Source organism: Microbacterium sp. (genome assembly GCF_026393345.1).
GTDB lineage: Bacteria > Actinomycetota > Actinomycetes > Actinomycetales > Microbacteriaceae > Microbacterium.
On record NZ_JAPLAI010000067.1, the window covers coordinates 1 to 20,102 of the forward strand.

Annotated in this window: 20 protein-coding genes and 1 pseudogene; all 21 read right to left on the minus strand. The window is 66.6% G+C overall.

Annotated features, from left to right (window positions below):
- Window positions 1-140: 140 nt before the first annotated feature.
- Window positions 141-1,784 (minus strand): annotated as a pseudogene (locus NT132_RS13145) (cytochrome c oxidase assembly protein); the annotation flags it as partial.
- A 147-nt stretch (window positions 1,785-1,931) separates the two neighbouring features.
- Complete coding sequence (locus tag NT132_RS13150) at window positions 1,932-2,618, minus strand: DUF305 domain-containing protein (RefSeq protein WP_246539920.1); 687 nt, start codon at window positions 2,616-2,618, stop codon at window positions 1,932-1,934.
- Window positions 2,615-3,307, minus strand: coding sequence for a DUF3105 domain-containing protein (locus NT132_RS13155; protein WP_215487105.1), 693 nt, complete (start codon window positions 3,305-3,307; stop codon window positions 2,615-2,617). The genes NT132_RS13150 and NT132_RS13155 overlap by 4 nt, the downstream gene beginning before the upstream one ends.
- Window positions 3,308-3,352: 45 nt before the next feature.
- Window positions 3,353-4,366, minus strand: coding sequence for a c-type cytochrome biogenesis protein CcsB (gene ccsB, locus NT132_RS13160; RefSeq protein ID WP_215487104.1), 1,014 nt, complete (start codon window positions 4,364-4,366; stop codon window positions 3,353-3,355).
- 76 nt (window positions 4,367-4,442) lie between these two features.
- Window positions 4,443-5,150: a M23 family metallopeptidase gene (locus NT132_RS13165; RefSeq protein WP_215487103.1), complete on the minus strand. Its 708-nt coding sequence runs from the start codon at window positions 5,148-5,150 to the stop codon at window positions 4,443-4,445.
- 192 nt (window positions 5,151-5,342) lie between these two features.
- A complete protein-coding gene (locus tag NT132_RS13170) occupies window positions 5,343-6,749 on the minus strand; it encodes a M23 family metallopeptidase (RefSeq protein WP_215487102.1) in 1,407 nt (468 codons plus the stop codon).
- Entirely contained in the window at window positions 6,746-8,362 is a 1,617-nt protein-coding gene (gene lnt, locus NT132_RS13175; protein WP_215487101.1) for an apolipoprotein N-acyltransferase, read from the minus strand. Before lnt ends, NT132_RS13170 begins: the two co-directional genes overlap by 4 nt.
- A gap of 3 nt (window positions 8,363-8,365) precedes the next feature.
- Window positions 8,366-9,304, minus strand: coding sequence for a cytochrome c oxidase assembly protein (locus tag NT132_RS13180; RefSeq protein WP_282836801.1), 939 nt, complete (start codon window positions 9,302-9,304; stop codon window positions 8,366-8,368).
- 21 nt (window positions 9,305-9,325) lie between these two features.
- Window positions 9,326-9,607: a zf-TFIIB domain-containing protein gene (locus tag NT132_RS13185; protein ID WP_215487100.1), complete on the minus strand. Its 282-nt coding sequence runs from the start codon at window positions 9,605-9,607 to the stop codon at window positions 9,326-9,328.
- On the minus strand, window positions 9,604-11,322 hold the full coding sequence (locus NT132_RS13190; protein WP_215487099.1) for a cytochrome c biogenesis protein ResB: 1,719 nt from the start codon (window positions 11,320-11,322) through the stop codon (window positions 9,604-9,606). Before NT132_RS13190 ends, NT132_RS13185 begins: the two co-directional genes overlap by 4 nt.
- Complete coding sequence (locus NT132_RS13195; RefSeq protein WP_282836803.1) at window positions 11,303-12,070, minus strand: cytochrome c biogenesis CcdA family protein; 768 nt, start codon at window positions 12,068-12,070, stop codon at window positions 11,303-11,305. Before NT132_RS13195 ends, NT132_RS13190 begins: the two co-directional genes overlap by 20 nt.
- Entirely contained in the window at window positions 12,067-12,675 is a 609-nt protein-coding gene (locus tag NT132_RS13200) for a TlpA disulfide reductase family protein (protein ID WP_282836804.1), read from the minus strand. The genes NT132_RS13195 and NT132_RS13200 overlap by 4 nt, the downstream gene beginning before the upstream one ends.
- Window positions 12,672-13,007: a DUF6804 family protein gene (locus NT132_RS13205; RefSeq protein WP_215487097.1), complete on the minus strand. Its 336-nt coding sequence runs from the start codon at window positions 13,005-13,007 to the stop codon at window positions 12,672-12,674. Before NT132_RS13205 ends, NT132_RS13200 begins: the two co-directional genes overlap by 4 nt.
- Window positions 13,004-13,540 carry a signal peptidase II gene (locus NT132_RS13210; protein ID WP_215487096.1) on the minus strand — a complete coding sequence of 179 codons (537 nt, stop codon included), beginning with the start codon at window positions 13,538-13,540 and terminating at the stop codon, window positions 13,004-13,006. Before NT132_RS13210 ends, NT132_RS13205 begins: the two co-directional genes overlap by 4 nt.
- A complete protein-coding gene (locus NT132_RS13215; protein WP_215487095.1) occupies window positions 13,530-14,207 on the minus strand; it encodes a copper resistance CopC family protein in 678 nt (225 codons plus the stop codon). The genes NT132_RS13210 and NT132_RS13215 overlap by 11 nt, the downstream gene beginning before the upstream one ends.
- Window positions 14,200-15,111 carry a cation diffusion facilitator family transporter gene (locus tag NT132_RS13220; RefSeq protein WP_215487094.1) on the minus strand — a complete coding sequence of 304 codons (912 nt, stop codon included), beginning with the start codon at window positions 15,109-15,111 and terminating at the stop codon, window positions 14,200-14,202. Before NT132_RS13220 ends, NT132_RS13215 begins: the two co-directional genes overlap by 8 nt.
- A 13-nt stretch (window positions 15,112-15,124) precedes the next feature.
- Entirely contained in the window at window positions 15,125-16,144 is a 1,020-nt protein-coding gene (locus NT132_RS13225) for an NAD(P)-binding domain-containing protein (RefSeq protein WP_215487160.1), read from the minus strand.
- Window positions 16,144-16,806, minus strand: a complete 663-nt coding sequence (locus NT132_RS13230; protein ID WP_215487093.1) for a thioredoxin domain-containing protein — start codon at window positions 16,804-16,806, stop codon at window positions 16,144-16,146. Before NT132_RS13230 ends, NT132_RS13225 begins: the two co-directional genes overlap by 1 nt.
- 98 nt (window positions 16,807-16,904) lie before the next feature.
- On the minus strand, window positions 16,905-17,342 hold the full coding sequence (locus NT132_RS13235; RefSeq protein ID WP_215487092.1) for a hypothetical protein: 438 nt from the start codon (window positions 17,340-17,342) through the stop codon (window positions 16,905-16,907).
- Between the two features lie 24 nt (window positions 17,343-17,366).
- Complete coding sequence (locus NT132_RS13240; protein WP_215487091.1) at window positions 17,367-19,505, minus strand: cation-translocating P-type ATPase; 2,139 nt, start codon at window positions 19,503-19,505, stop codon at window positions 17,367-17,369.
- Window positions 19,506-19,545: 40 nt separating this feature from the next.
- Window positions 19,546-19,881 carry a metalloregulator ArsR/SmtB family transcription factor gene (locus NT132_RS13245; protein WP_282836805.1) on the minus strand — a complete coding sequence of 112 codons (336 nt, stop codon included), beginning with the start codon at window positions 19,879-19,881 and terminating at the stop codon, window positions 19,546-19,548.
- Between the last annotated feature and the right edge of the window lie 221 nt (window positions 19,882-20,102).

A 20,102-nucleotide genomic window follows, 5' to 3' on the forward strand; every position in this document is an offset into this window, starting at 1 on the left:
GGCCGTGAGCGACGGATACTCCGACCTGTGCTCACGCACGAGCCGGACCGCACGGTCACGGAGCGCGGGATCGATCTTCTTCGGCATGACATACATCCTTCCAACTCAAAAGGATGCGGCATCAAACCTGGGGCGCTTCACGGCAGCCGCCACTGCACTGGGTCGATGCCGATCAGCGACTGTACGAAGAGGTAGCCGGTGATGAGGAAGTGCGCGATCATCCACTGGTGGCCGAGGTGGTCATACAGCGACCACCGGAACAGGTCGGTGTAGTAGAAGATCCACAACGACCCGATGAAGAGGCCTGCCGCGACAAATGGGTTGGTCAGCACGCGCGCGACTGGGGAGTGCACGGCCCACAGGATCCACTCCCGGCCCCCGCGGGTGCCGTCGTCGCGCTTGCGGATCGCTCGGGCGGCGAGGGTTACGGGGGCTCCGGCGACCAGAAGTACCGGTATCGCCATGGTGAGGAGCATGTGCCCGACCATGTGCATGCTGAACAGGTAGTCCTGGTAGACGTTGATGACCCCACCGGTGACCCACACCAGCAGCACCATTCCCGCGACCCACATGATCGTGCGGTAGACCGGCCATGCGTCACCTCGGCGGCGTAACCGCCACACCCCAGCGAGGTAGAAGAAGACCGCGAAGCCAGCGACCACCGCCCACAACAGGTCTACGTTCCATGCGGTGACCCACCGTTCGATCGTGAGCTCCGGGGGCAATGGTGCACCGGTGAGGCGTTCTGCCGGTGAGGGAATCTCGGGAAGCGGGACCGGGTTCGGAGGCGGGGTGCGTGCCAACGCCGCTGCGGCACCGCTGGCCACGCCCATCAATCCCAGCTCGAACGCGACCAGTATCCAGAAGGCGCGGGATGCCGCGTCGGAGTCCCGCATCCTGCCGACCAGGCGAGCGCGATACCACACCCCGAAGAGCCCCAGCCCGATAAGTGCGATGACCTTGACGCCAAGGATCGCGCCGTAGGGAGAGAACAACGCAGACCACTCTTGCAATCCGATAGCCGCACGGACCGTGCCGGACACGGAGACGAGCACGAACGCGGCCAGGGCGAGGCTCGAGTACCGGGCGACGACATCCGGGATGCGGCGCCGATCCAGGACGGGCCGGACCGCGACGAGCAGGAGCAGCCCGCCGAGCCAGACCGCGGCGCCGATGATGTGCAGAATGACCGCCATCATCGCCTCATGGTGAAAAGCGTCATCGCCGGAGTGTCCCTGTGTCCCCATCGGGACGAGAGATGCCACCGCCAGCAGTGCGACCAGAAGCGTGCCGAGCCAGGACCGTACAGCGAACGTCAGCACAGTAAGTGCGGCGCCGGCAACCGTCGTGATCAGCCACGTGCGTCCAACCTCGAGCTCGACGAGGAACCGACCGAGCTGGGCACCGAACTGCGGTCCTGCGTCGAGCGCGGGGTTGAACACGCTGAGAAACGTGAGAAACCCCGTTGCGCCGGCGGCAACGGTGAACACGGCAGCGGAGATCGAGGCGACATCGAGGGCGACATCGAACTCACGCTCACCAGTTCGCAACGTAAACAGCGCGGTCACGAGGGCACCGACCATGCCAGCGGCAGCGAGGTTCACGAACAGCTTTGCGGCCGGAAGTCCCCAGCGTACGATCGGGCCGGCGTCATCCAATGAGAGCTCCGCGGCACCGCCACCGAACCCCAGCGCCCAGACCATGACGATGAGTGCGACCGCGACAAGGATCGCCGGCCCGACGGCCCGCAATCCTCGGTACCTCACATCTTCGGGGCGCGGCATCAGTTTTCCCTCGCGCGCACAGGACTGCGGGGGCGCTCTCCTGCGCGGCTCTTTGGGCGTGAGGGTCATGGGGATTCTTTCGGTTCGGATGATGCGCAACCAGGCGGAGCGGTCGCTACACCAGCCGCCGCTGGGCGCCATCGTGTGTTATCCGCAGCCGATTCGCGCCTGCATGGACTGCATCGCGCTGATCTCGGCGGTCTGTCCGTTCTTGATGTTCTCCGCAACGGTCAGGGCACGCGGATCTGAGCCGAGTTCGATGAGCGCCTCGGCCATAGGGATGGCGCCTTCGTGGTGGCGAATGAGCAGCTCGAGGAAGAGACAATCTGCCTGCTGCCCTGTCGCGCCCTGGAGAGCGGTGATCTCGTCAGCTGAAGCCATTCCCATTTCAATGCGTGCCTCTTCCTCCGTCATGGCCGCACCGTCTGACATCATGGTGTGGCCGCTCCCGACCGGAGAGGCATCCATCCACTTCATCATCGGACCACCGGACTGCGACAGGCCCCACTGCACGAGCCAGTCGAACATCTCGCCGCGCTGGCCCGCCTGCCCGGTGGCGATGTCGTAGGCGAGGATCCTCAGTTCGTCGTCGGCAGTCTTTTGGTAGATCTCCATGGCCATCTGGATGGCCTGTGCGTGATGCACCTGCATATCACGTGAGAAGCCGGCTTCGGGAGAGTCCGCACCAGGAGTACCGGCGTCCTGCGACCCGAAGGTCGAGAAGCGTCCTGCGGCGAACGCCAGCGCGCCGATCGCGAGCAGTACAAGGATGACTTTCCACCACCGACGCCATCCTCGAGGTCGGGCCGCGTGCATGTTCTTACTGCGGTTCATTGCTTGCCGGGGGCGTCGTACGCGCCAGTGCAAGCGGCGTTCGGTTCGGGGGCGTTCTGGCTGCGCCAGTACTCTTCGAAGAACTCACCTATTCGCTCGTCGTCGGCCGAGTCGATCTTGAGCTGCTGGTTCCAGTTGGACATCACTATCGGCGCATCCAGACCCTCATAGGGGGAAAGCACGACATAGGTCGAGGGCAATTGGCTCTTGAGCGCTGCGAGTTCATCGCCCGCGACTTCGTCGGGGTTGTATGTCACCCACACGGCACTGTGCTCCATGGAGTGGACCGCGTTCTCATTCGGCACCGGTTGGTCATAGAAGCCGCAGTTCAGCCAGACAGCATTGTGCGGCCCGCCCGCCGGGGGGCTTTGCTCGTATCCCACAACACCCTCGACGTGCTCAGCCGTATTCTCGAAGGTCTCGACACCTTCGATGGTGGCCCCCTCACTACCGGCCTCGTACTGTCTTGGCGGGGACGGCGCGAGCACTACTGACGCGACAACGAGGCCAACGATCACCACAGCCGCCGTCGAACCAACGACCCACCAGACGAGTTTGCTCCGACGGCGTTTGGCGAGCTGCTTCTGATACTCGACCAATTTCTCCTGGCGCTTGTGCTCGCGCTGTTGCTTGACGGTCATCTGACCGTGCTGAGGTTTGTTGGCCGGATTCGAGCGATTCGAAGTCATGTGCGTGCTTTCGGTTTGGGGTCGAGCGGACTCACGGAAGAAGACTCAGCTGAGCCCGGAGTAGGCGTGGAGTCCTTTGAAGAACATGTTGACGATCGTGAAGTTGAACAGCACTGCGACGAACCCGATGATGGACAGCCACGCGGAGCGGTTGCCACGCCAGCCCCTGGTCGCGCGGGCGTGGATGTAGCCGGCGTAGAGCACCCAGATCACGAATGTCCACACTTCCTTGGTGTCAAAGCCCCAGTAACGACCCCAGGAGTCGTTCGCCCAGATCGAGCCGGCGATGAGAGTGAATGTCCAGAACATGAATCCCACGATCGCGAACCGGTAGGCGAGTGATTCGAGCGCGTCGGCGGGGGGCAGAGTGCGCAGAAACCCGGGGCCGGAGGGGCGGGCGGTTTCCGATGCTTGGGCGCGGCGTTCACGGCGCGCTTGCATGAGCTGGGTGATGGAGAGGCCGCATGCGATTGCGAACAGGGCGGTGGCGAGCGAGGCGACGAAGACGTGGATGACCAGCCACACGCTCTTGAGTGGGTCCATCAGGGGGACGACGTCGACGTAGAACGTGATCGTCGCCCCGCCAAGGAGCAGCACCACCATGCCGATGAGGAAGGCGCCCAGGAACCGGAGGTCGGAGCGGCGGAGCACCAGCAGGTACACCGCGACGATCAGGGCGGTGCCGGTCAGCGCGAACTCGTACATGTTCGCCCACGGCACCCGTTCGGCGGCGATTCCGCGCAGGATGGTGCCAGCGACGTGAAACAGGAACGCAAGCACCGTCAGCGATGTCCCGATCCGCGCCCACAGCAGTCGTTGCTGCTGCGCGGGCGGTGGGTGAACCGCGTCGACCGGGCCAGCTTGAGCGGTCTCCTTCTGCGAACTGTCGACTGTGGACCCGCTGACCAGGAGCGGCTCCCGCTGCGGGATGTTGGCGGGGACGGAACGCTGGGCGAGGTCGACGGTGTACGCGATGAAGGCGAGCAGGTAGGTGGCGATCGCCGTCCACACCAACAGCAGTGAGATGCCGTCGAGGGAGAGCGCGTCGGTTCCGGTCATGGCAGGGTCATCCTGTTCATCGTTGCGGTCAAGGTGTGGGCGAAGCGTGGCGACGCGACGGGTATGGGGGCACGGGTCAGCCTGCGTTCGCTTCCAGCCAGGCCAGCGAATCGACGGCGGTTCCGTCGAGGTAGACCTCGAAGTGCAGGTGGTTCGCGGTGGAGCGGCCGGTGCTGCCGACGAGACCGACCAGCTGGCCGGCGGAGACCGACTGGCCGGCGGTGACCTGTCGGCTTCCGGTCTGCATGTGCGGGTACACCGTGCTGATCTGCTGCCCGTTCAGGACGGATTCCAGCACGACGGTGACGCCGTAGGCGTTGTAGCTGTCTTGCGAGATCCGCACGACGCCGTCGAGGGATGCGTAAACGGGAGTACCACCGGCGGCGACCATGTCGGTGCCCATGTGCGCGCCGCCTCGGGCGCCGAACCTGTCGGTCACGGTGAAGGGACCGCCGACCGGCCAGCGCACGGTCCCGCTGCCGGGGGTCACCATGCTGTAGTCGAACGGCACCGAGGCGACGCGGGCCGCGTCGCGGGCGCGGGCCGCGGCTGCTTCTGCCGCCTTCTTCTGGTCGATCTCCGCCTGGGTGGTTGCGGCGTAGCTTTCTCGGGAGAGCTGTTCTGCCGCTGAGTCGGAGGCCACGACGAGGGATTGTGCGTCGTCCGAGGCAACCTGCTGCAGCGTGGAGATCTCTGCGTCTGCCGGCTGCCAGGCAGCGTATGCGGGTAGCGCGACGGTGGCGACCAGGCCGGTGACCATCGTCAGGACAGCAAGGGACCGCATCGGGCGGAGCGCATTGGACCCGCGGGGAGCGGACTTACCTGCGGTCGTGCGGCGTAGGGGTGGTGGCGTCAGGATACCGGCGTGTGGCAGGGGTGCGGTGTGGCGCAGGCTGCGCCTGGTGGGGGGCGTCTGGGGGTGATCGCCGGCGGGTGAGGTGGGCTGGTCATTCATGATGTCCTCCTTCGTTTCGGGTCAGATGGAGACGCCGCGGGCGACGAGGAAGTTGATGGGGTTGACGGGTGACCCGTTGACGTAGGCCTCGAAGTGCAGGTTGCAGCCGAACGCGTTTCCGGTGTTGCCTTCGCTGCCGATGAGGTCGCCGGCGTTCACGCGCTGGCCGTATCCCACGTTGAACCCGCCGTTGCGGATGTGGGCGTATCCGGTGCCGATCCCGCCGCCGTGGTCGATTTTGATGTAGTTGCCGTAGCCGCCGTTGTATCCGGCGTAGACGACGGTGCCGGCCGCGGCGGAGTAGATCCCGGCGCTGCAGCCACCGCTCAGGTCGGCGCCGTAGTGGTAACTGGTCGAGCAGTATCCGTTGCCGCATTGCGAGCTGCGTGGCCCGAAGTCCGATGTGCGGCGCCCGGATGTGGGCCGTGCCCACCCGGAACTGACCACTCCCCCTCCGTTGCCTGCGGCGGCGAGACGTTCAGCCTCTGCTCGTTCTGCTGCTCGGCGTTGCTCCTCGGCGATGCGGGCAGCTTCGACCCCGGCCTGATAATCGGCGATGGTCTTCGTCGTGGTGTCTTGGAGAGCGGCGAGTTGGGCTTGCAGCTGACCAAGGTTGAGTGTCTGGGCGTCGAGGGCTGCCTGCGCGGCATCGGCGGCCTGCTGCGATTCGGACATCTTCTGCTCCGCTACCGTCTGCAGCCGGTCGCGCTCATCTCTGGCCACGATCGCCTGATCGGTCAGACTTTGCGCAGCGTCGCGCGCGGTGATCGCGGTGGCATACACCGTCTGGTTGCGTTCCAGCAGTTTGTCCATCACGCCCAGGCGGGTGAGCAGGTCGTCCGCGGTGGCGGCGGAGCCCGAGAAGAACAGCTCGAGAGAGGTCTGGTCGCCGCCGTCTCGATACAGCTGTGCGGCAACACGGCCGGCTTTGTTCGCCGCGTCGGTGGCGTTGGCTGCTTCCGCGTCGGCCTGGGATTGCAGCGTGTCCGCTCGGACGGCCGCCTCGAAGTGCGCCTGCTGGGCGGTGTAGAACGCACCCGCGGCCTGCTCAGCGGCGGTGCGGGTGCGCGCCACCTCGCCGGTGAGGCTTTGGATGAAACCCTGGATCCGCTGCACCTCGGCAGCCTTTGTCGCTTCGTTCGCTTTGGCTGCCTGCACGTCGTCCCAGGACGGATAGGTGGCCGCGAACGCTGAGGGCAGCAGCGGGCCAGCCACGATCGCAGCGACCAGGCCAGCGGTCCCCGCGCCCAGCAGGGTGCGTCGGCTGACACCTGCCCGCAGCGCTCGGCTCTCGGCGGGAGTAGGTGCGCACCCGCATTCCTCTGCCCTCCGCGGATCTTCCCGCGCGGCCTTGGTCGGGATCACCTGTAGCGTTCGGCGCGCGTGGTCGTGTTGGTATCCGGTATGTTCCGTCCGTGCCGCGTTCATTGAAGACTCCTTCGGCCGGTCGGATGATTCGTGGCGCCCGCGCGCGTGCGGGCACGGTGGGAGATGCCGGCCGCCGCGAGAGCAACACCGGAGGCGAGGACGATGAAACCGGTGAGCCAGGGGCCGAGCACGATTGACGGGGTGAGCCCCGTGCGCAGCGGGACGGTGCTGACCGCGGCGCCAGCGGTGTCGACGCCGACACTGTCGAGGGTGGTGCCGTCTGGGGCGATCACCTGACTGGTGCCCACCGTCGAGACGTTAACGACCGCGCGACTCGTTTCGATGGCGCGCATGCGGGCGAACGCGAGTTGCTGGAGGTTCTCGTCGGTGCCACGGAAGTCGGCGTTGTTGGTCTGAAACACGAACAGCTCCGCACCCTGCTGGGCGCCGTCCCAGATGACGGTGTCGTAGATCACGTCGAAGCAGATCGCCAGCCCGACACCGACGTCTCCAACCTGCACGAGCGGGGGGTTGGTGCCGGGGGTGTATTCGCGTTGGATGAGACCGACCAGGTCAGGGACGATCAGTTCGTAGAACCACCGGTCGGGCACGTATTCCCCGAACGGGACCGGGTTGACCTTGTCATGCCACTGCCGGTCCGCGGGATCTGCGGTCCACAGCAGAGACGTGTTGAAGATCCTGTCGCCGCGGGTAGTGGCGGCGTTCATCAACAACGGTGCTCCCGCTGCCTTCACGACACGGTCCAGCGCCGCAGCGGCGGCGGGGTCGCTGAGCGGGTCGGCGTCGACGCCGCCTTCCGGCCAGGCCAGCAGATCCATCGGCTGCCCGTACAGGGGGCGCGTCGCGGTGGTCTGCGCGGCGAGGACGTCGCCGGGCGCCTTTTCGTCGAAGTACCCGGTCGGGCCGTTGCCCTGCACCCACCCGACCCGGAATGTCCCGGCCGCAATGGTGGGGAACTGCGGGGTGATGACCAGGAGAACCACGACGGCGACGACGGGGAGCAGGCCGCGGAGGAATCGGATCCCACCCGCACGCAGCCACTGCACCACGGCGGCGCATACCGTCACGATCAGGAACGACAAGCCGGTCACGCCTGTCCACGATGCGGCCTCGACGAACGGCCCGCCGACCTGGGTCATCCCGATCCGTGCCCACGGGAAACCGGAGTATGGCCATGTTCCCATCACCACCTCGCGGGCCGCCCACAGCCCCCCGACCAGCAGCGGCACCGCGAACAGCTGCACGGCGCCGCGTGGCCGGTAGTGGGCAGTCCACCGGTAGGCGAGGGCGATCGGCACCGCGCCTACGCCGAACAAGATCGTTTCCAGCCCGGCGAGGGCAAGCCACGGCACCGGGCCGAGGAACTCCCCCACCCATACCAAGTGGGTGGTGTAGAACACTGCCCCGAACACGGTGCCGACCAGCAGCGCCCCGCCGAGACTCCGCCGGATCAGGCTCAGCAGGGCGACCGTGACGCTCACGAAAGTCAGTGGCCACCACCCAACCGGCGCGGACGCCACATCCAGGAAGAACCCGGCAGCGGCGGCCGCCGCTACCGCTGCCCAGAGCGGCATCGACCATGACGGCGCACGCTGTGGCGTCCCGCGCTCCGGCGCAGCAGCCGGGGCAGGAGGGGGCAGGGTCGTGGGCATCGGTCAGGTGTCTTTCTGGTGCAGTCGGGTCAGGTAGTCGTTGTACGCGTCGAGTTCGGGGTCACCGTGAGCGTCGGCGCGGCGGTCGGCGGCAACGGCCTGGGCGGTGTCCTCGCGGAACCAGCGGTGCATCACGTAGATGAGCATCAGCAGGGTGGGAGCTTCGCCGTAGGACCAGGCCAGGCCACCGGCGAGGCGTTGGTCCTCGATCGGGTCCATTCCCAGCGCGCTCGTCGGACCGGCGAACCCTTGCACGAGGATGCTGGTGGCCATCATCAGGAACACGCCGAAGAACGCGTGCAGGGCGGCTTCGGCGAACGCATCCAGAGCGCGTCCACCGTGGCTCATCCGCACCGGGAGCGGGTCTGAGGACAGAATCGGGATCGTGAACAGCATCCCGGCAACCAGGAACCCGACCTCGAGGAGAGTGTGGCCCGTGACGGTGGACAGGATCGGGTCGGCGAAATCCGCCAGGTAGAGGCCGTAGAACGCGGCCAGGTACAAAGGGACCGCCAGCCACGGGCTGAGCAGCCACCGGGCGGTCCGGCTGCGCAGCCCCGCATGTGCCGCGCGGAGGATCATGAGGCCGGTGCCGTGGTGGGGGGTGGCGCGCAGCAGCAGGGTGCCGGGAGAGCCGAGAACCAGCAGCGGCGGGATTGTCATCATTAGGGTGAGCTGCTGGAACATGAACACCGAGAACAGCGCGTACCCGTACCCCTCGACTCCGAGCCCTGTGACCGCGGCGAGGGCGACGCAGCCAAGCAGGAAGCTGACCGTGCGCCACACCGGCCACCGACGCCCCAGCGACCACAGCCGCACCGCGCCGGCCAGGTAGGCGACGGCGAGCACGCCGGCCACTACTGGCAGCAGCGGCAGCGGTAACGGCCCAGGGCTGAGGAAGCCGAGCAGTGTCGGCGGTGCCCCGGGGATCCAGTCGTTCACGGTCTCATCTCGGTTGAGTGATCAGAAGTCGAAGAGGTCGCCGAGGAAACCCTCCCGGCGGCGCTTCCCTCCTCGGACGTCCCTGGAATCGTCTCTGCCTCGGGAGGAGTCACCACGGCCGTGGTGGGAGTCGCGTGATGGTGGTGCGGGGTATCCGGGCGAGCGGGAGTCGGAGGTGCGGTCGATGATCTTGTCCAGTTCGCCGCGGTCCAGCCAGACGCCGCGGCATTGCGGGCAGTAGTCAATCTCGACACCGGAACGCTCGGTCACCACGAGCAGGGCATCGTCAATGGGACATTTCATCGGTTTTCTCCTTCGGGAGGGATGTGGCTTGTCGTGCCGGTCAGCGCGGCGGAATGAGTGTCCGCGATGTCGCGGACGGCTTTGTTCAGGGTTGGGTCCTCGCCGCGCGCGAGGCCGGCGTACTCGACCCGGACGCCCCCCGGGGTGGTGTGGGCTTTGATCCACACGCGGCGGCGGGGGACGAACATCCCGGCAATCAGTCCCAATGTGGCCAGGGTGGCGAAGGCGAGCACCCAGGTACCGGAGGGGTCGTTTTGGATCTGCAGCGACGCGAACCGTTTCACCGGTTCACCGACCACCGCTGTGTCGTCCTCCCAGGTGATCGTCCCCCACCCGTTGGGAAGGTCAGCGCTCGCGCCGGGGGTGAGCTCGAGCGACTCCGCGCCGGTGTCGGCGCCGGTGTGCTGGGTGAGCCCGTCGACATCGAGGGTGTAGACGGACCGGGGGGTGCCGTCATCGATCCCGAGGTCACCGCTGAACACGTTGAGAGTGAGCACCGGGTTAATCGCATCCGGGTACACCGACGTGTACGCGCCGGACGGCAGCACACCCTGAGTGGGGTAGAAAAATCCAACCAGACCGAGCTGCTCCGGCATCCCGTCCGGGATCTTGATGACCCCCAAGGAGGTCATGAATGAGTCCTGCGGCAGGAACGGCTGCGATTCGCTGTACACAACTTCCCCCTCCGGGTTCCGGATAGTGAGGGTGGGCGCGTACCCGTTTCCGAGCAGGTAGATCCGGTCACCTTCGACGGTGATCGGATAGTTGACGATGACGCTCTCGCTGCGGTCGTCCTGCCCGGGTTGGCGGATAGTCACATTGGCGGAGAAGTCCCCTGCTTGCCCCGCGCCGGGGGTACCGGGCAGCTGATAGGTGACCTCGAACTCGTCGAGGGTCATCGAGTACGGGGCGAGGCCGGTTCCGTCGACGAATCGGCCCGGGTTGAAGGAGGAGTAGTCGCTGAGGGCGTTGACGAACGTGGTGCCCTCCACCACGACCCGCTGCCCGGTGTAAGCGAACCCGCCGCCGATGCCGACGGAGACCAGCACCCCGATCAGAGCGATGTGGAAGACAAGGTTCCCGGTTTCTCGCAGGTAGCCGCGCTCCGCCGAGACGGATGCCCATCCGCGGCCGTCGTACCTGTGCACCCGGTAGCCAGCGCGGCGCAGTTGCCGCTCCGCGAGCTCAACGGCCTCTTCCGCCGCGTTCTGGGCCGCCGCCCCTGCGGATACGGTGACCTCCCGGTAGTCGGGGAGGCGAGAGAGGCGGGCGGGGGTGCGGGGCGGCTGTGACCGGAGGGCTTTGTAGTGGTGCTTTGCGCGGGGAATGACGCAGCCGATGAGGGAGGTGAACAGCAGCAGGTAGATCGCGGAGAACCAAGGCGATTGGTACACGTCGAACAACCCGATCGCGTCCGCGACGGGGAACACGTCCGGGTTATCGCGTTCCCATTGGATGACGCCGTTGGGGTCGGCGGTGCGCTGTGGGAACAGCGACCCCGGTACGGCGGCGATCGCAAGGAACAGCAGCAGCACCAGGGCGGTACGCATACTGGTCAGCTGCCGCCATGCCCACCTCCCCCAGCCCACGATGCCGAGCGCCGGGGAGGTCACGTCCGCGGCATTGTCACCGTCGTCGCTGTCGGCGTGGTCGCGGGGTCGGAGCGGGTCGACGGCCTCGTTCGCCTCGTCGGTCTCAGAGCGGGAGGGGGACATTGATCACCACCTGTTGCAGTGACGACATCAGCGCCGTCCACAGTCCGGTGACCATCAGCAGCCCGAGGAGGATGAGCATCACTCCGCCGATGATGTTCAGAGCGCGGATGTGGCGGCGCAGGAATGTCACGGACCGGGATGCCCATCCCCAGCCGGCAGCGAGGATCAGGAACGGGATCCCCAGGCCGAGAGAGTAGGCCAGGCCGAGGAGGCCGGCGCGAGCCGGGTCGCCCAGGTTCCACGACATGGAGATGATCGCCGCGAGGGTCGGGCCGATGCACGGCGTCCAGCCGACACCGAGCGCGAAGCCGAGCAACGGCGCGCCGATCAACCCCGCGCGACCTCGGATACGGGGGCGGAGGGTGCGTTGGGCGAGCCCGAACAGGCCGAGGAAAACCAGACCGAGAACGATGATGACAACCCCAAACACCCGGGTGAGGATGTTCGCGTACTGCAACAGCAGAAACCCGAAAGCGCCCCCAAGGATGGTGACCGCCACGAATACCACCGTGAAGCCGGCGATGAACAGGGCCACCCCCAGCAACAGCCGTGCACGCTCCGTCCGCACCGCGACCCCTGACCCGGTTCCGACTGTTCGGGTGTCGGTGGTGGTGCTGCCGAGGTAACCGAGGTAGCCGGGCACGAGTGGCAGCACGCACGGGGAGAGGAACGACACCAGCCCGGCAAGCACCGCCACCGGGACAGCCACCCACAGGGCTCCGTCGACGATCGCCGCCCCCGGGTTCACGGGGCATCCTCTACGAGGGTGTCGGCGACGAGGGTGGAGAGGATCGACGCGGCGGCCAGCTGTCCGATGATCCGGGCGGCGACTCTCCCGTCACGGTCGATGACGAGGGTGGTGGGGGTGGCTTGGATGGGGGTGAGCTGCGCGAACGCCAGTTTGACCCGCCCGTCGTTCACATCGATCACGCTCGGGTAGGTGATGTTGTTGTCGCGGGCGAAGGAGAGCGCGGTGGCGGGCTGGTCGTAGGTGTTCACCCCGAGGAACGCGACACCCTGGTCCTGATAGTCCTGCCACACCTCTTCCAGGAGCGGCGCTTCCACGATGCACGGCCCGCACGCGGCGTACCAGAAGTTCACCACCAGCACCCCGCCCCGGTAGTCGTCGCTGGTCACCCTGTCACCGGTCTCGGTGACACCCTCGAACACGACAGGATCACCCCGCTCAGCTTGCGGGATCTCCACGACCTGGAAATCGCCGGAGATGTAGCCCTTATCGGTGCCGTCGCGGTACTGCTGCGCGAGGGAGTCATCTGCTGCGCATCCGGTGAGCAACGTCGCCGCGAGGAGCAGGGCGACAGCAGTCCGGGTCCGGACTCTGCGGGTGGTCATGGGCGGCGCACTTTGATCAGCGCACCGGCGACGAGGAACACCACGGCTGCGACCGGTTGCGCGGCCGTCCAGACAGGCCCTGCGAATGGGAACGGGAATACCGGATTCCAGATCACCACGATCACCGCGAACACGGGCACCCACCACCACTGCCGCGCCTGCACGGCGAACCACGCCACGATCACGCCCAGGATGGCGGTCAGGAACAGCACCGCCAAAAACCAGTCGTTGCCGATGAGCGCGGGGGCAACGAACAGGGCGGCCGCAGCGAGCAGGCTCGGCGCGAACGCGTTGCGCTGGTAGGTCGGGGGGGTTCGTTGCTTCGCCATCATCGACCCGCCTCCACGGAGGTTGCCGGGGCCGTGGGATCGTCCGTTGCCGTTGTGTGGGTGCGGCGGTGACGGATCCACAGACTTCCGCCCAGGATTATCACGCCGGCGCCGAGAGCGACGTCGGCGAGGTTGCCGATGAACCAGTTGCCGTATGCGAGGAAGTCGGTGACATGGCCGCGGCCGAACGCGGGCGGGGCGAAAAGCCGGTCGATCAGGTTGCCGATCGCGCCGCCCAGGATCAGCCCGATCCCGACCGCCCAGCCGGTGGTGCGGGCGCGAGTGGCGGCGACGATGAGCACGGCGGTCGCGGCGACCCCCAGCAGGGTGAGCAGCCATGTCGCCCCGGACCCGAGGGAGAGGAGGGCTCCAGGGTTGAAAGCCAGCTGCAGGCCGAGCAGATCGCCCAGCAGCGGGATCCGCTCATCCTCAGTCAGCGTGGAAAACGCGGCCGCCTTGCTGGCCTGATCAATCAGCACCACTCCTGCTGCCGCGATGCAGGCGAGAGCGAACCTGCGTGCCTGGTCAGGACTCATCCGTCGAGTCCTTCCCGGCGGTCGTGTCCCGGGCGGCTCGCGCGGCGTCGGCTCGGTCGCGGCGTCGCCGTTCCCTGCCGACCATCAACACGATGACAAGGGCGCCCCCGAGGATGATCACTCCCCCGACCACGGCGACGATCGGGAAGGCGTCGCCGCCGCCGGAGGTCTCGCCTCCGTATCCGTTGTCAGCGGATGTTTCGGTCGCGGTCGGTGACGGTTGGGGAGTTTGCGGAGCCGTGCTTGGTGTGGCGGCGGGGCTGCTCGGGACGGCGGCGGTGGGTGCGACGGTGTAGGTGTATTCGCCGCTGATCGGGTGGCCGTCACTGGAGACGACCTTCCACCGGACCGTGAACATGCCTGCCGGCGGGTCCGGGGTGAGGTGCTGCGTGATGGAGGTGCCATCCTCTGCCGGTGCATCGGTGGCAATGTTTTGCCCATCTGAGGCGATCACCTCGACGGCGGCGGATTGCATTCCCGCGATGAGTTCACCGCTGAAGGAGAGAGTGATTTCCGCGGGCGATGAGGTGATGGTGGAGTCCGCTTGGGGATAGGAGGAGACCAGTTCGTCGTGTGCTTGGGCGGGGGCCGCCACAGCCAGGGTTAGTCCCGCTCCGAGGAGGAGGGTGGCCAGGGTGGTGATGAGTGAGCGGCGGGGATTACGCATGGGTGGTGTGTTCTCCGGGGTGGGATTGCGGTTCGATCTGGAACGTGGCGTGCTCGATGCTCACCGGGAAGTGGTCGGCGACACATTCCTGGAGTTCTTGCAGGAGCCGGGCGGACTGTTCCGGGGTGAGGGTGTCGTCGACGACGACGTGCGCGGTCAGAGTGGGGAGGTCCGTGGAGACTTGGGAGGCGTGCAGGTCGTGCACCGCGACCACCTGCGGGAGCTCGAGGATGTGTCGGCGTACCTCCGCCAGGTCAAGGCCGGGAGGGGTGGATTCGAGCAGGACGCTGCCGGATGCGCGGAGCAGGATGAAGGTGCGCGGGATGATCAGGAGAGCGATCAGGATGCCGGCGACCGCGTCTGCCTGGTACCAGCCGAGGGTGGCGATCAGGATGGCGCTGACGATGACGCCGACGGAGCCAAGTGCGTCATTGAACACCTCGAGGAACGCGGCGCGCATGTTCAGGTTGCGTGTGCGACCGCTCATCAGCACCAGCAGGGACGCGATGTTCGCGACCAGGCCGACGATCCCGAAGAACAACAGGCTGCCGGACGCGATCTCGGGCGGCTCAAATAGTCGCCGTATGCCCTCAACCAGCGCGAAGATCCCCACACCGAGGAGGAGGGCGGCCTGGGCGAGAGCGGCGAGCACTTCCGCACGCCGCAGCCCGAACGTGTACCGGTCAGACGGGGGCCGGTTCATCAGATGCGCGGCGGTGACCGCCATCGCGAGGCCGATCACGTCGGTCAGCATGTGCGCGGCGTCCACGAGCAGCGCGAGGCTGCCGGTGATGACTGCGCCGATGACTTCGATCACGAACACCGATGCGGTGATCGAGAACGCGATCAGCAATCTGTTCCGGGGGGTGGCCTCGCCCGTGTCGTGGCTGTGTCCAGCGCCCATGTTGGTCCCTCTCTTACGGCCGGTTGATGATATGGTGTGCGATCGCTGTCGCGTCCGCGGAGACCCCGGCGATGGTGTCGACACCGCTGCGGCTGTATTGCGGGAATCCCGCGACGAACAGGCCCGGTACGGGGGTCGTTGTGCGCCGCGGCCCACGGATGCGTGCCTCATCGGGGAGCCAGTCGTCTCCGGGGAGGTAGCCGGTCGCGAAGATCACCGAGCCCGGTGATGCCGTCGTCCCGTCCGCGAAGGTCACCGCACCGCCCCGCGCGTCGGTTACCCCGGGGACGACTCGCACCCCGACCTGTTGCAGCCGTTCGTAGCTGTCACCGAACACCGGCTCGGGACGAAAATCCCCGCCGAACAACGGCCGACGCCCGCCGGCGGCCAACGGGTAGCTCGCTAACGGCCGGTGCGCGCGGCGGGTACGCACCGCCACGGTCACTGTGTGGGAAGCGGCAAGTTCCCGTGCGATCTGCAAACCGCTGTTGCCGCCGCCGACGATCAGCACATCCCGGGTGGGAATCTGGCGGGGGTATTGGTAGCTGCTGGTATGGATCGCGACACCGGGGACGCTCAATGCGGTGGCCCATTCGGGAAGTCGGGGGTGGGCAGCAGCGCCCGTGGCGCAGACGATGTTGCGGGTCTGCACCTCACCCACGGTGGTGGACAGGTGCAGGGTGGTTCCGTCGCCACGTCGCTCGACCCCGGTGACGTGGATATTCCAGGCTGTTTCGACGCCGATCCCGGCCTCGACCACCTTGAGGTAGTCGACCATCTCATCCACCCGGGGGTGCAGCCGTTGATCCCCAGGATGCCGCCGAGTCGGGAGAGCGCTGTGTCGGGCGTCACTGAGCAGCACCATCGAGTGCCACCTTGACGACCAGCTACGCTGACCCGGAGCTGCCGCATCGATCACGACGAAATCCTGTTGCGGCCGCAGCCCTTCCGCGCTCAGCGCCGCGGCGACAGCAAGGCCTGATTGGCCGGCGCCAACGATGATCGCCCGGCGGCGCGCAAGACTGGCAGGCATCACGGGGCCGTGCTCAGCGCTTGTGTGATGGCGTCCTCGAGGTCGTTCCACTGCTGCAGCTCGAGCGGTTCGCCGTCGAGGAAGAACGTCGGGGTGCTGGAAACACCCAGCGCCTGACCCTCGTTGAGGTCCATCTCCACCCGTGCCAGCGTTTCCGGGTCCGCAATCGCCGCGTCGTAGGCAGCCATGTCCAGCCCGAGCTCTTCCGCGAATCCGCGGAACAAATCAGCACGGGATTCCTGCGACTCGCCCCACTCGGCCTGCGTCTCGAACAGCCGGTGATACATGTCCTCGAACCGGTCCTGCCCGGCAGCGGCCTCCGCAGCCAGGGCCGCGTTGGTGGAGTTGGTGTGACCGGGTAGCGGGAAGTAGCGGACGACATAGGTGATCTGCCCCGCGAACTTTTCCCGAATGTCTTCAACGATCGGGTAGAACGCCCCACACGCCTCACACTCGAAGTCGAGGAACTCCACCACCGTGACCGCACCCTCACCCCCGTCCTCCAAGACATGCGAGTTCGGTCGCACCACCGATGCGGGCTCCCCCTCCCCTCCCGGGGAAGGCGTCGAGCGTTGATTGACAAGGACATAGATGACCGCCGCCAGGATCAAGGCGACGACAACAGCGACAGTGATCAACGTCACTTTCACAGGGGTTTTCATGGAGGCACTCCGAACGGTCACGACACGTGGGCATAAGAGAAATCTCCCCGGCAGGCGCCGGAGAAGGTCACCACCACAGACGGGTGGCGTGCCAGGTGTCAGGTTCGGGAAATGCTCAACTGTGTCAGGGTGAACGCCGCAGCGCGGGGCGGTGCTGGCGCGGGCAACAGCGCTCTCAGCAGCGGCAGCAGTCCTCGTTCTGGCTGTGGCCGCCAGGTGCGATGCACCCACCGGGTCACCACGACCAGCAGCAGCCCACACAACACCCCAAGCACACACACCGCGACGCCCAGCAGTGCGGGACTCGTCGTTCCCTGATCGATCACCGGAGTACCAGCAGCAAGGGGCGCGATGTGCGCGTCCACATGCTCCGTGACGGACGACGCGGTCGGTGCGGCTGCCTCAGGCTCGGTGTGAGTCGCCATCCACGCGCCGACGATCAGCAGCAGCGCGAGAGCCACGCTCGTAATGATCCTCGTTATCAGCAGACGCTCGCTCAGAATCACAGCATCCTGTGTTCGAGCGGCCGAAATCATCCTTCGCAGTCTACCGTCCACGGATCAGCGGGTTGCGGTGCCCAGATTCAGGCCACCGTCAGCGCGGGCTGAGGTGTGACGGGAGTGGACATGGGTGCGGGCGAGGGCGGGGCGGCGGGCAGCGCGGACACCGTTGGCGATGACGATCAATTCGGCGATCTCGTGAACCAAGACCACCCCGGCCAGGCCCAGCATCCCGAACAAGGCGAGAGGGAACAGGACGACGATGATCGCCAAGGCGAGGGCGATGTTGGCGGTCATGATCCGTCGGCCGCGTCTGGCATGAGCAAGCGCGGCGGGGATGAGTCGGAGGTCGTGGCCGGTGAAGGCGACGTCGGCGGATTCGATCGCCGCCGCGGACCCTTTCACGCCCATCGCGATTCCGACCGTGGCCGTGGCCAAAGCGGGGGCGTCGTTGATGCCATCGCCGACCATTGCCGTGGGCCGTGTGGCGACCAGGGCGGTGATCGCGTCGGCCTTGTCTCTCGGCAGCTGTTCGGCTTGCACGTCGGTGATTCCGGCCTCGCGGGCGATCGCGCGGGCGGTGCGGGCGTTGTCGCCAGTGAGCATGACCGTGTCAATGCCCTGCGCGTGCAGCATCCGAACGGTCTCCGCCGATTCCGGGCGCAACTCGTCGCGCACTCCGACCAGGCCGGCGAACCTCCCGTCAACCTCCACGACCACAACCGTCATTCCCTGCCCGGCCATGTGCTCCGCGATGTCGCTCTGCTCGCTGACGTCCAACCAACGTGCGTTGCCGACACGCACGGTGCGACCACCGACTCGGCCCGTAATTCCATGCCCCGCGTCCTCCAGCACATCCACCGCGGCCGGAGCACTGGGCGCGGCCGCCGTGATGGCCATGGCGAGGGGGTGCGTGCTGGTCGCTTCGACTGCCGCCGCCCAGGCCAGCAATTCCTCGCGGGTGACGCCCGGCGCCGGGTGTACCTCGACGACGACGGGCTGGTTTCGGGTGAGGGTGCCGGTCTTGTCCAAAGCGATGGCGCGGATAGTGCCGAGTTGCTCGAACGCCTCGCCCGACTTGATGATGACACCGAATTTGGACGCGGCACCGATGGCGCTGATCACCGTCACCGGGACAGCGATCGCCAGAGCGCAGGGGGACGCGGCGACCAGAACGACGAGAGCACGTTCCGTCCACGTCCCGGGGTCCCCGATCAAGAAACCGAACAACACGATTGCGGCGGCCGCAATCAGCACCGCAGGAACGAGAGGCCTCGCGATCCGGTCAGCAAGCCGCGCCCGGTTGCCTTTTCGTGCGTGTGCCTGCTCCACGAGCGCGACGATCTGCGTCAAGGAATTGTCACGGCCGTCGGCGCTCGCCTCGATCCGCAAGGTCGCTGCCCCGTTCACGGAACCGGCTGCCACTAGTTCTCCCGGGGCGACGTCGACGGGGATGGATTCGCCCGTTACCGCGGACGTGTCCAGACTCGACCGTCCCTCCACGACCACACCGTCGGTGGCGACGCGTTCGCCCGCGCCGACCACGAGGATGTCGAGCTCCCGAACATCCGCAGCAGGTATCGTGACATCGCCGTTCAACCGTGACACTCGTACCGTGTCGGGGATCAGCGACAGAAGCGCGCGCAGACCTTCTCTCGCACGATCCATAGCGCGGTCCTCGAGGGCCTCGGCGAGGGAGAACAGGAACGCGAGCGTCGCGGCCTCACCGACGTGACCGAGTAGCACCGCTCCTATCGCGGCGATCATCATTAACAGCCCGACACCGAGGCGACCGCGCAGCAGCCGGCGGACTGCGCCAGGAACGAACGTGTAGGCACCCGCCAGGAGCGCCACCCACTGCAGCACCAGCGCGGGAACGGAGAGCCCGGACCACTCGAAAACGTACCCGGCAAGAAGGAAAACACCGGAAAGGACTGAGGGGAGCAGTGCAGGATCCCGCCACCACGGCGGCCGCACCTCCGGCTCCTGTCCCGCGGTACCGGTCACCGTCGACGAGACACTCGGACCACAGCACGCGTCCCCGTCCTCGACGTGCAAGGGCGTTGCGTCAACGGCCAGTGCGGCGGGCTCGCCCGGCGAGCAGTAAGAATCCGAGGCTACCCGAGGTGCAGACAACTCGATTCGCCGTACCGTGCCGACCTTAAGGGGCTCGTCCGGACCGCAGCACTCCTCGCTCATCCCGCCCACTCCGTCCGCTCGAAGACCGATGCCCCGCCGGTTATGCGCAGCACTCGCACGCGTCGTCAACGCAGGGGACACCCTGATCGACAGCAACCACAGCCTCGAGTAGATCGCGCATCCCTCGGGTCAGATGAGGATCGGAGATCTCGTATCGCGTGCGGCGCCCCTCGGGTGTTGCCACCACCAGGCCACACCCTCGAAGGCAGGTCAAGTGATTGGAAACGTTGGTGCGAGTCAACTCCAAGTCCCGAGAAAGCTCAGCCGGATACCCAGGCCCGTCCAGTAAGGACAGCAGGATCCGTGAACGCGTCGGATCGGCCATCGCCCGACCCAGCCGGTTCATCACATCAAGACGAGAAGCAAGAGTCAGCACATGATGACTATACAGCCCGGGATGACCTATTGAGAATCTCCGTTGGTCGACGTGCCTTCGACTGAGCTCGCCCCTATCGCTCTTTGAGCCGCAATCTCCTGGCTAGGAACCCCGCCAGCCCTCCGAAAAGAAGGCAAACGACAGCGATCGGCACCGCGACCTTCCACCAGACATTGCCGGTGAGCAGATTCGCCAGGAGCACCAACAAACACAACGCGTTG

What these genes read in the sequence shown, in the direction of transcription:
- NT132_RS13215 (WP_215487095.1), bottom strand. Translation starts at nt 14,207, where the DNA reads ATGCGTAATCCCCGCCGCTCACTCATCACCACCCTGGCCACCCTCCTC.
- NT132_RS13155 (WP_215487105.1), bottom strand. Translation starts at nt 3,307, where the DNA reads ATGACTTCGAATCGCTCGAATCCGGCCAACAAACCTCAGCACGGTCAG.
- NT132_RS13200 (WP_282836804.1), bottom strand. Translation starts at nt 12,675, where the DNA reads ATGACCACCCGCAGAGTCCGGACCCGGACTGCTGTCGCCCTGCTCCTC.
- NT132_RS13190 (WP_215487099.1), bottom strand. Translation starts at nt 11,322, where the DNA reads ATGTCCCCCTCCCGCTCTGAGACCGACGAGGCGAACGAGGCCGTCGAC.
- NT132_RS13185 (WP_215487100.1), bottom strand. Translation starts at nt 9,607, where the DNA reads ATGAAATGTCCCATTGACGATGCCCTGCTCGTGGTGACCGAGCGTTCC.
- NT132_RS13230 (WP_215487093.1), bottom strand. Translation starts at nt 16,806, where the DNA reads ATGAAAACCCCTGTGAAAGTGACGTTGATCACTGTCGCTGTTGTCGTC.
- NT132_RS13210 (WP_215487096.1), bottom strand. Translation starts at nt 13,540, where the DNA reads ATGAGTCCTGACCAGGCACGCAGGTTCGCTCTCGCCTGCATCGCGGCA.
- NT132_RS13150 (WP_246539920.1), bottom strand. Translation starts at nt 2,618, where the DNA reads ATGAACCGCAGTAAGAACATGCACGCGGCCCGACCTCGAGGATGGCGT.
- NT132_RS13225 (WP_215487160.1), bottom strand. Translation starts at nt 16,144, where the DNA reads ATGCCTGCCAGTCTTGCGCGCCGCCGGGCGATCATCGTTGGCGCCGGC.
- NT132_RS13170 (WP_215487102.1), bottom strand. Translation starts at nt 6,749, where the DNA reads ATGAACGCGGCACGGACGGAACATACCGGATACCAACACGACCACGCG.
- NT132_RS13205 (WP_215487097.1), bottom strand. Translation starts at nt 13,007, where the DNA reads ATGATGGCGAAGCAACGAACCCCCCCGACCTACCAGCGCAACGCGTTC.
- NT132_RS13235 (WP_215487092.1), bottom strand. Translation starts at nt 17,342, where the DNA reads ATGATTTCGGCCGCTCGAACACAGGATGCTGTGATTCTGAGCGAGCGT.
- NT132_RS13240 (WP_215487091.1), bottom strand. Translation starts at nt 19,505, where the DNA reads ATGAGCGAGGAGTGCTGCGGTCCGGACGAGCCCCTTAAGGTCGGCACG.
- NT132_RS13165 (WP_215487103.1), bottom strand. Translation starts at nt 5,150, where the DNA reads ATGCGGTCCCTTGCTGTCCTGACGATGGTCACCGGCCTGGTCGCCACC.
- lnt (WP_215487101.1), bottom strand. Translation starts at nt 8,362, where the DNA reads ATGCCCACGACCCTGCCCCCTCCTGCCCCGGCTGCTGCGCCGGAGCGC.
- ccsB (WP_215487104.1), bottom strand. Translation starts at nt 4,366, where the DNA reads ATGACCGGAACCGACGCGCTCTCCCTCGACGGCATCTCACTGCTGTTG.
- NT132_RS13220 (WP_215487094.1), bottom strand. Translation starts at nt 15,111, where the DNA reads ATGGGCGCTGGACACAGCCACGACACGGGCGAGGCCACCCCCCGGAAC.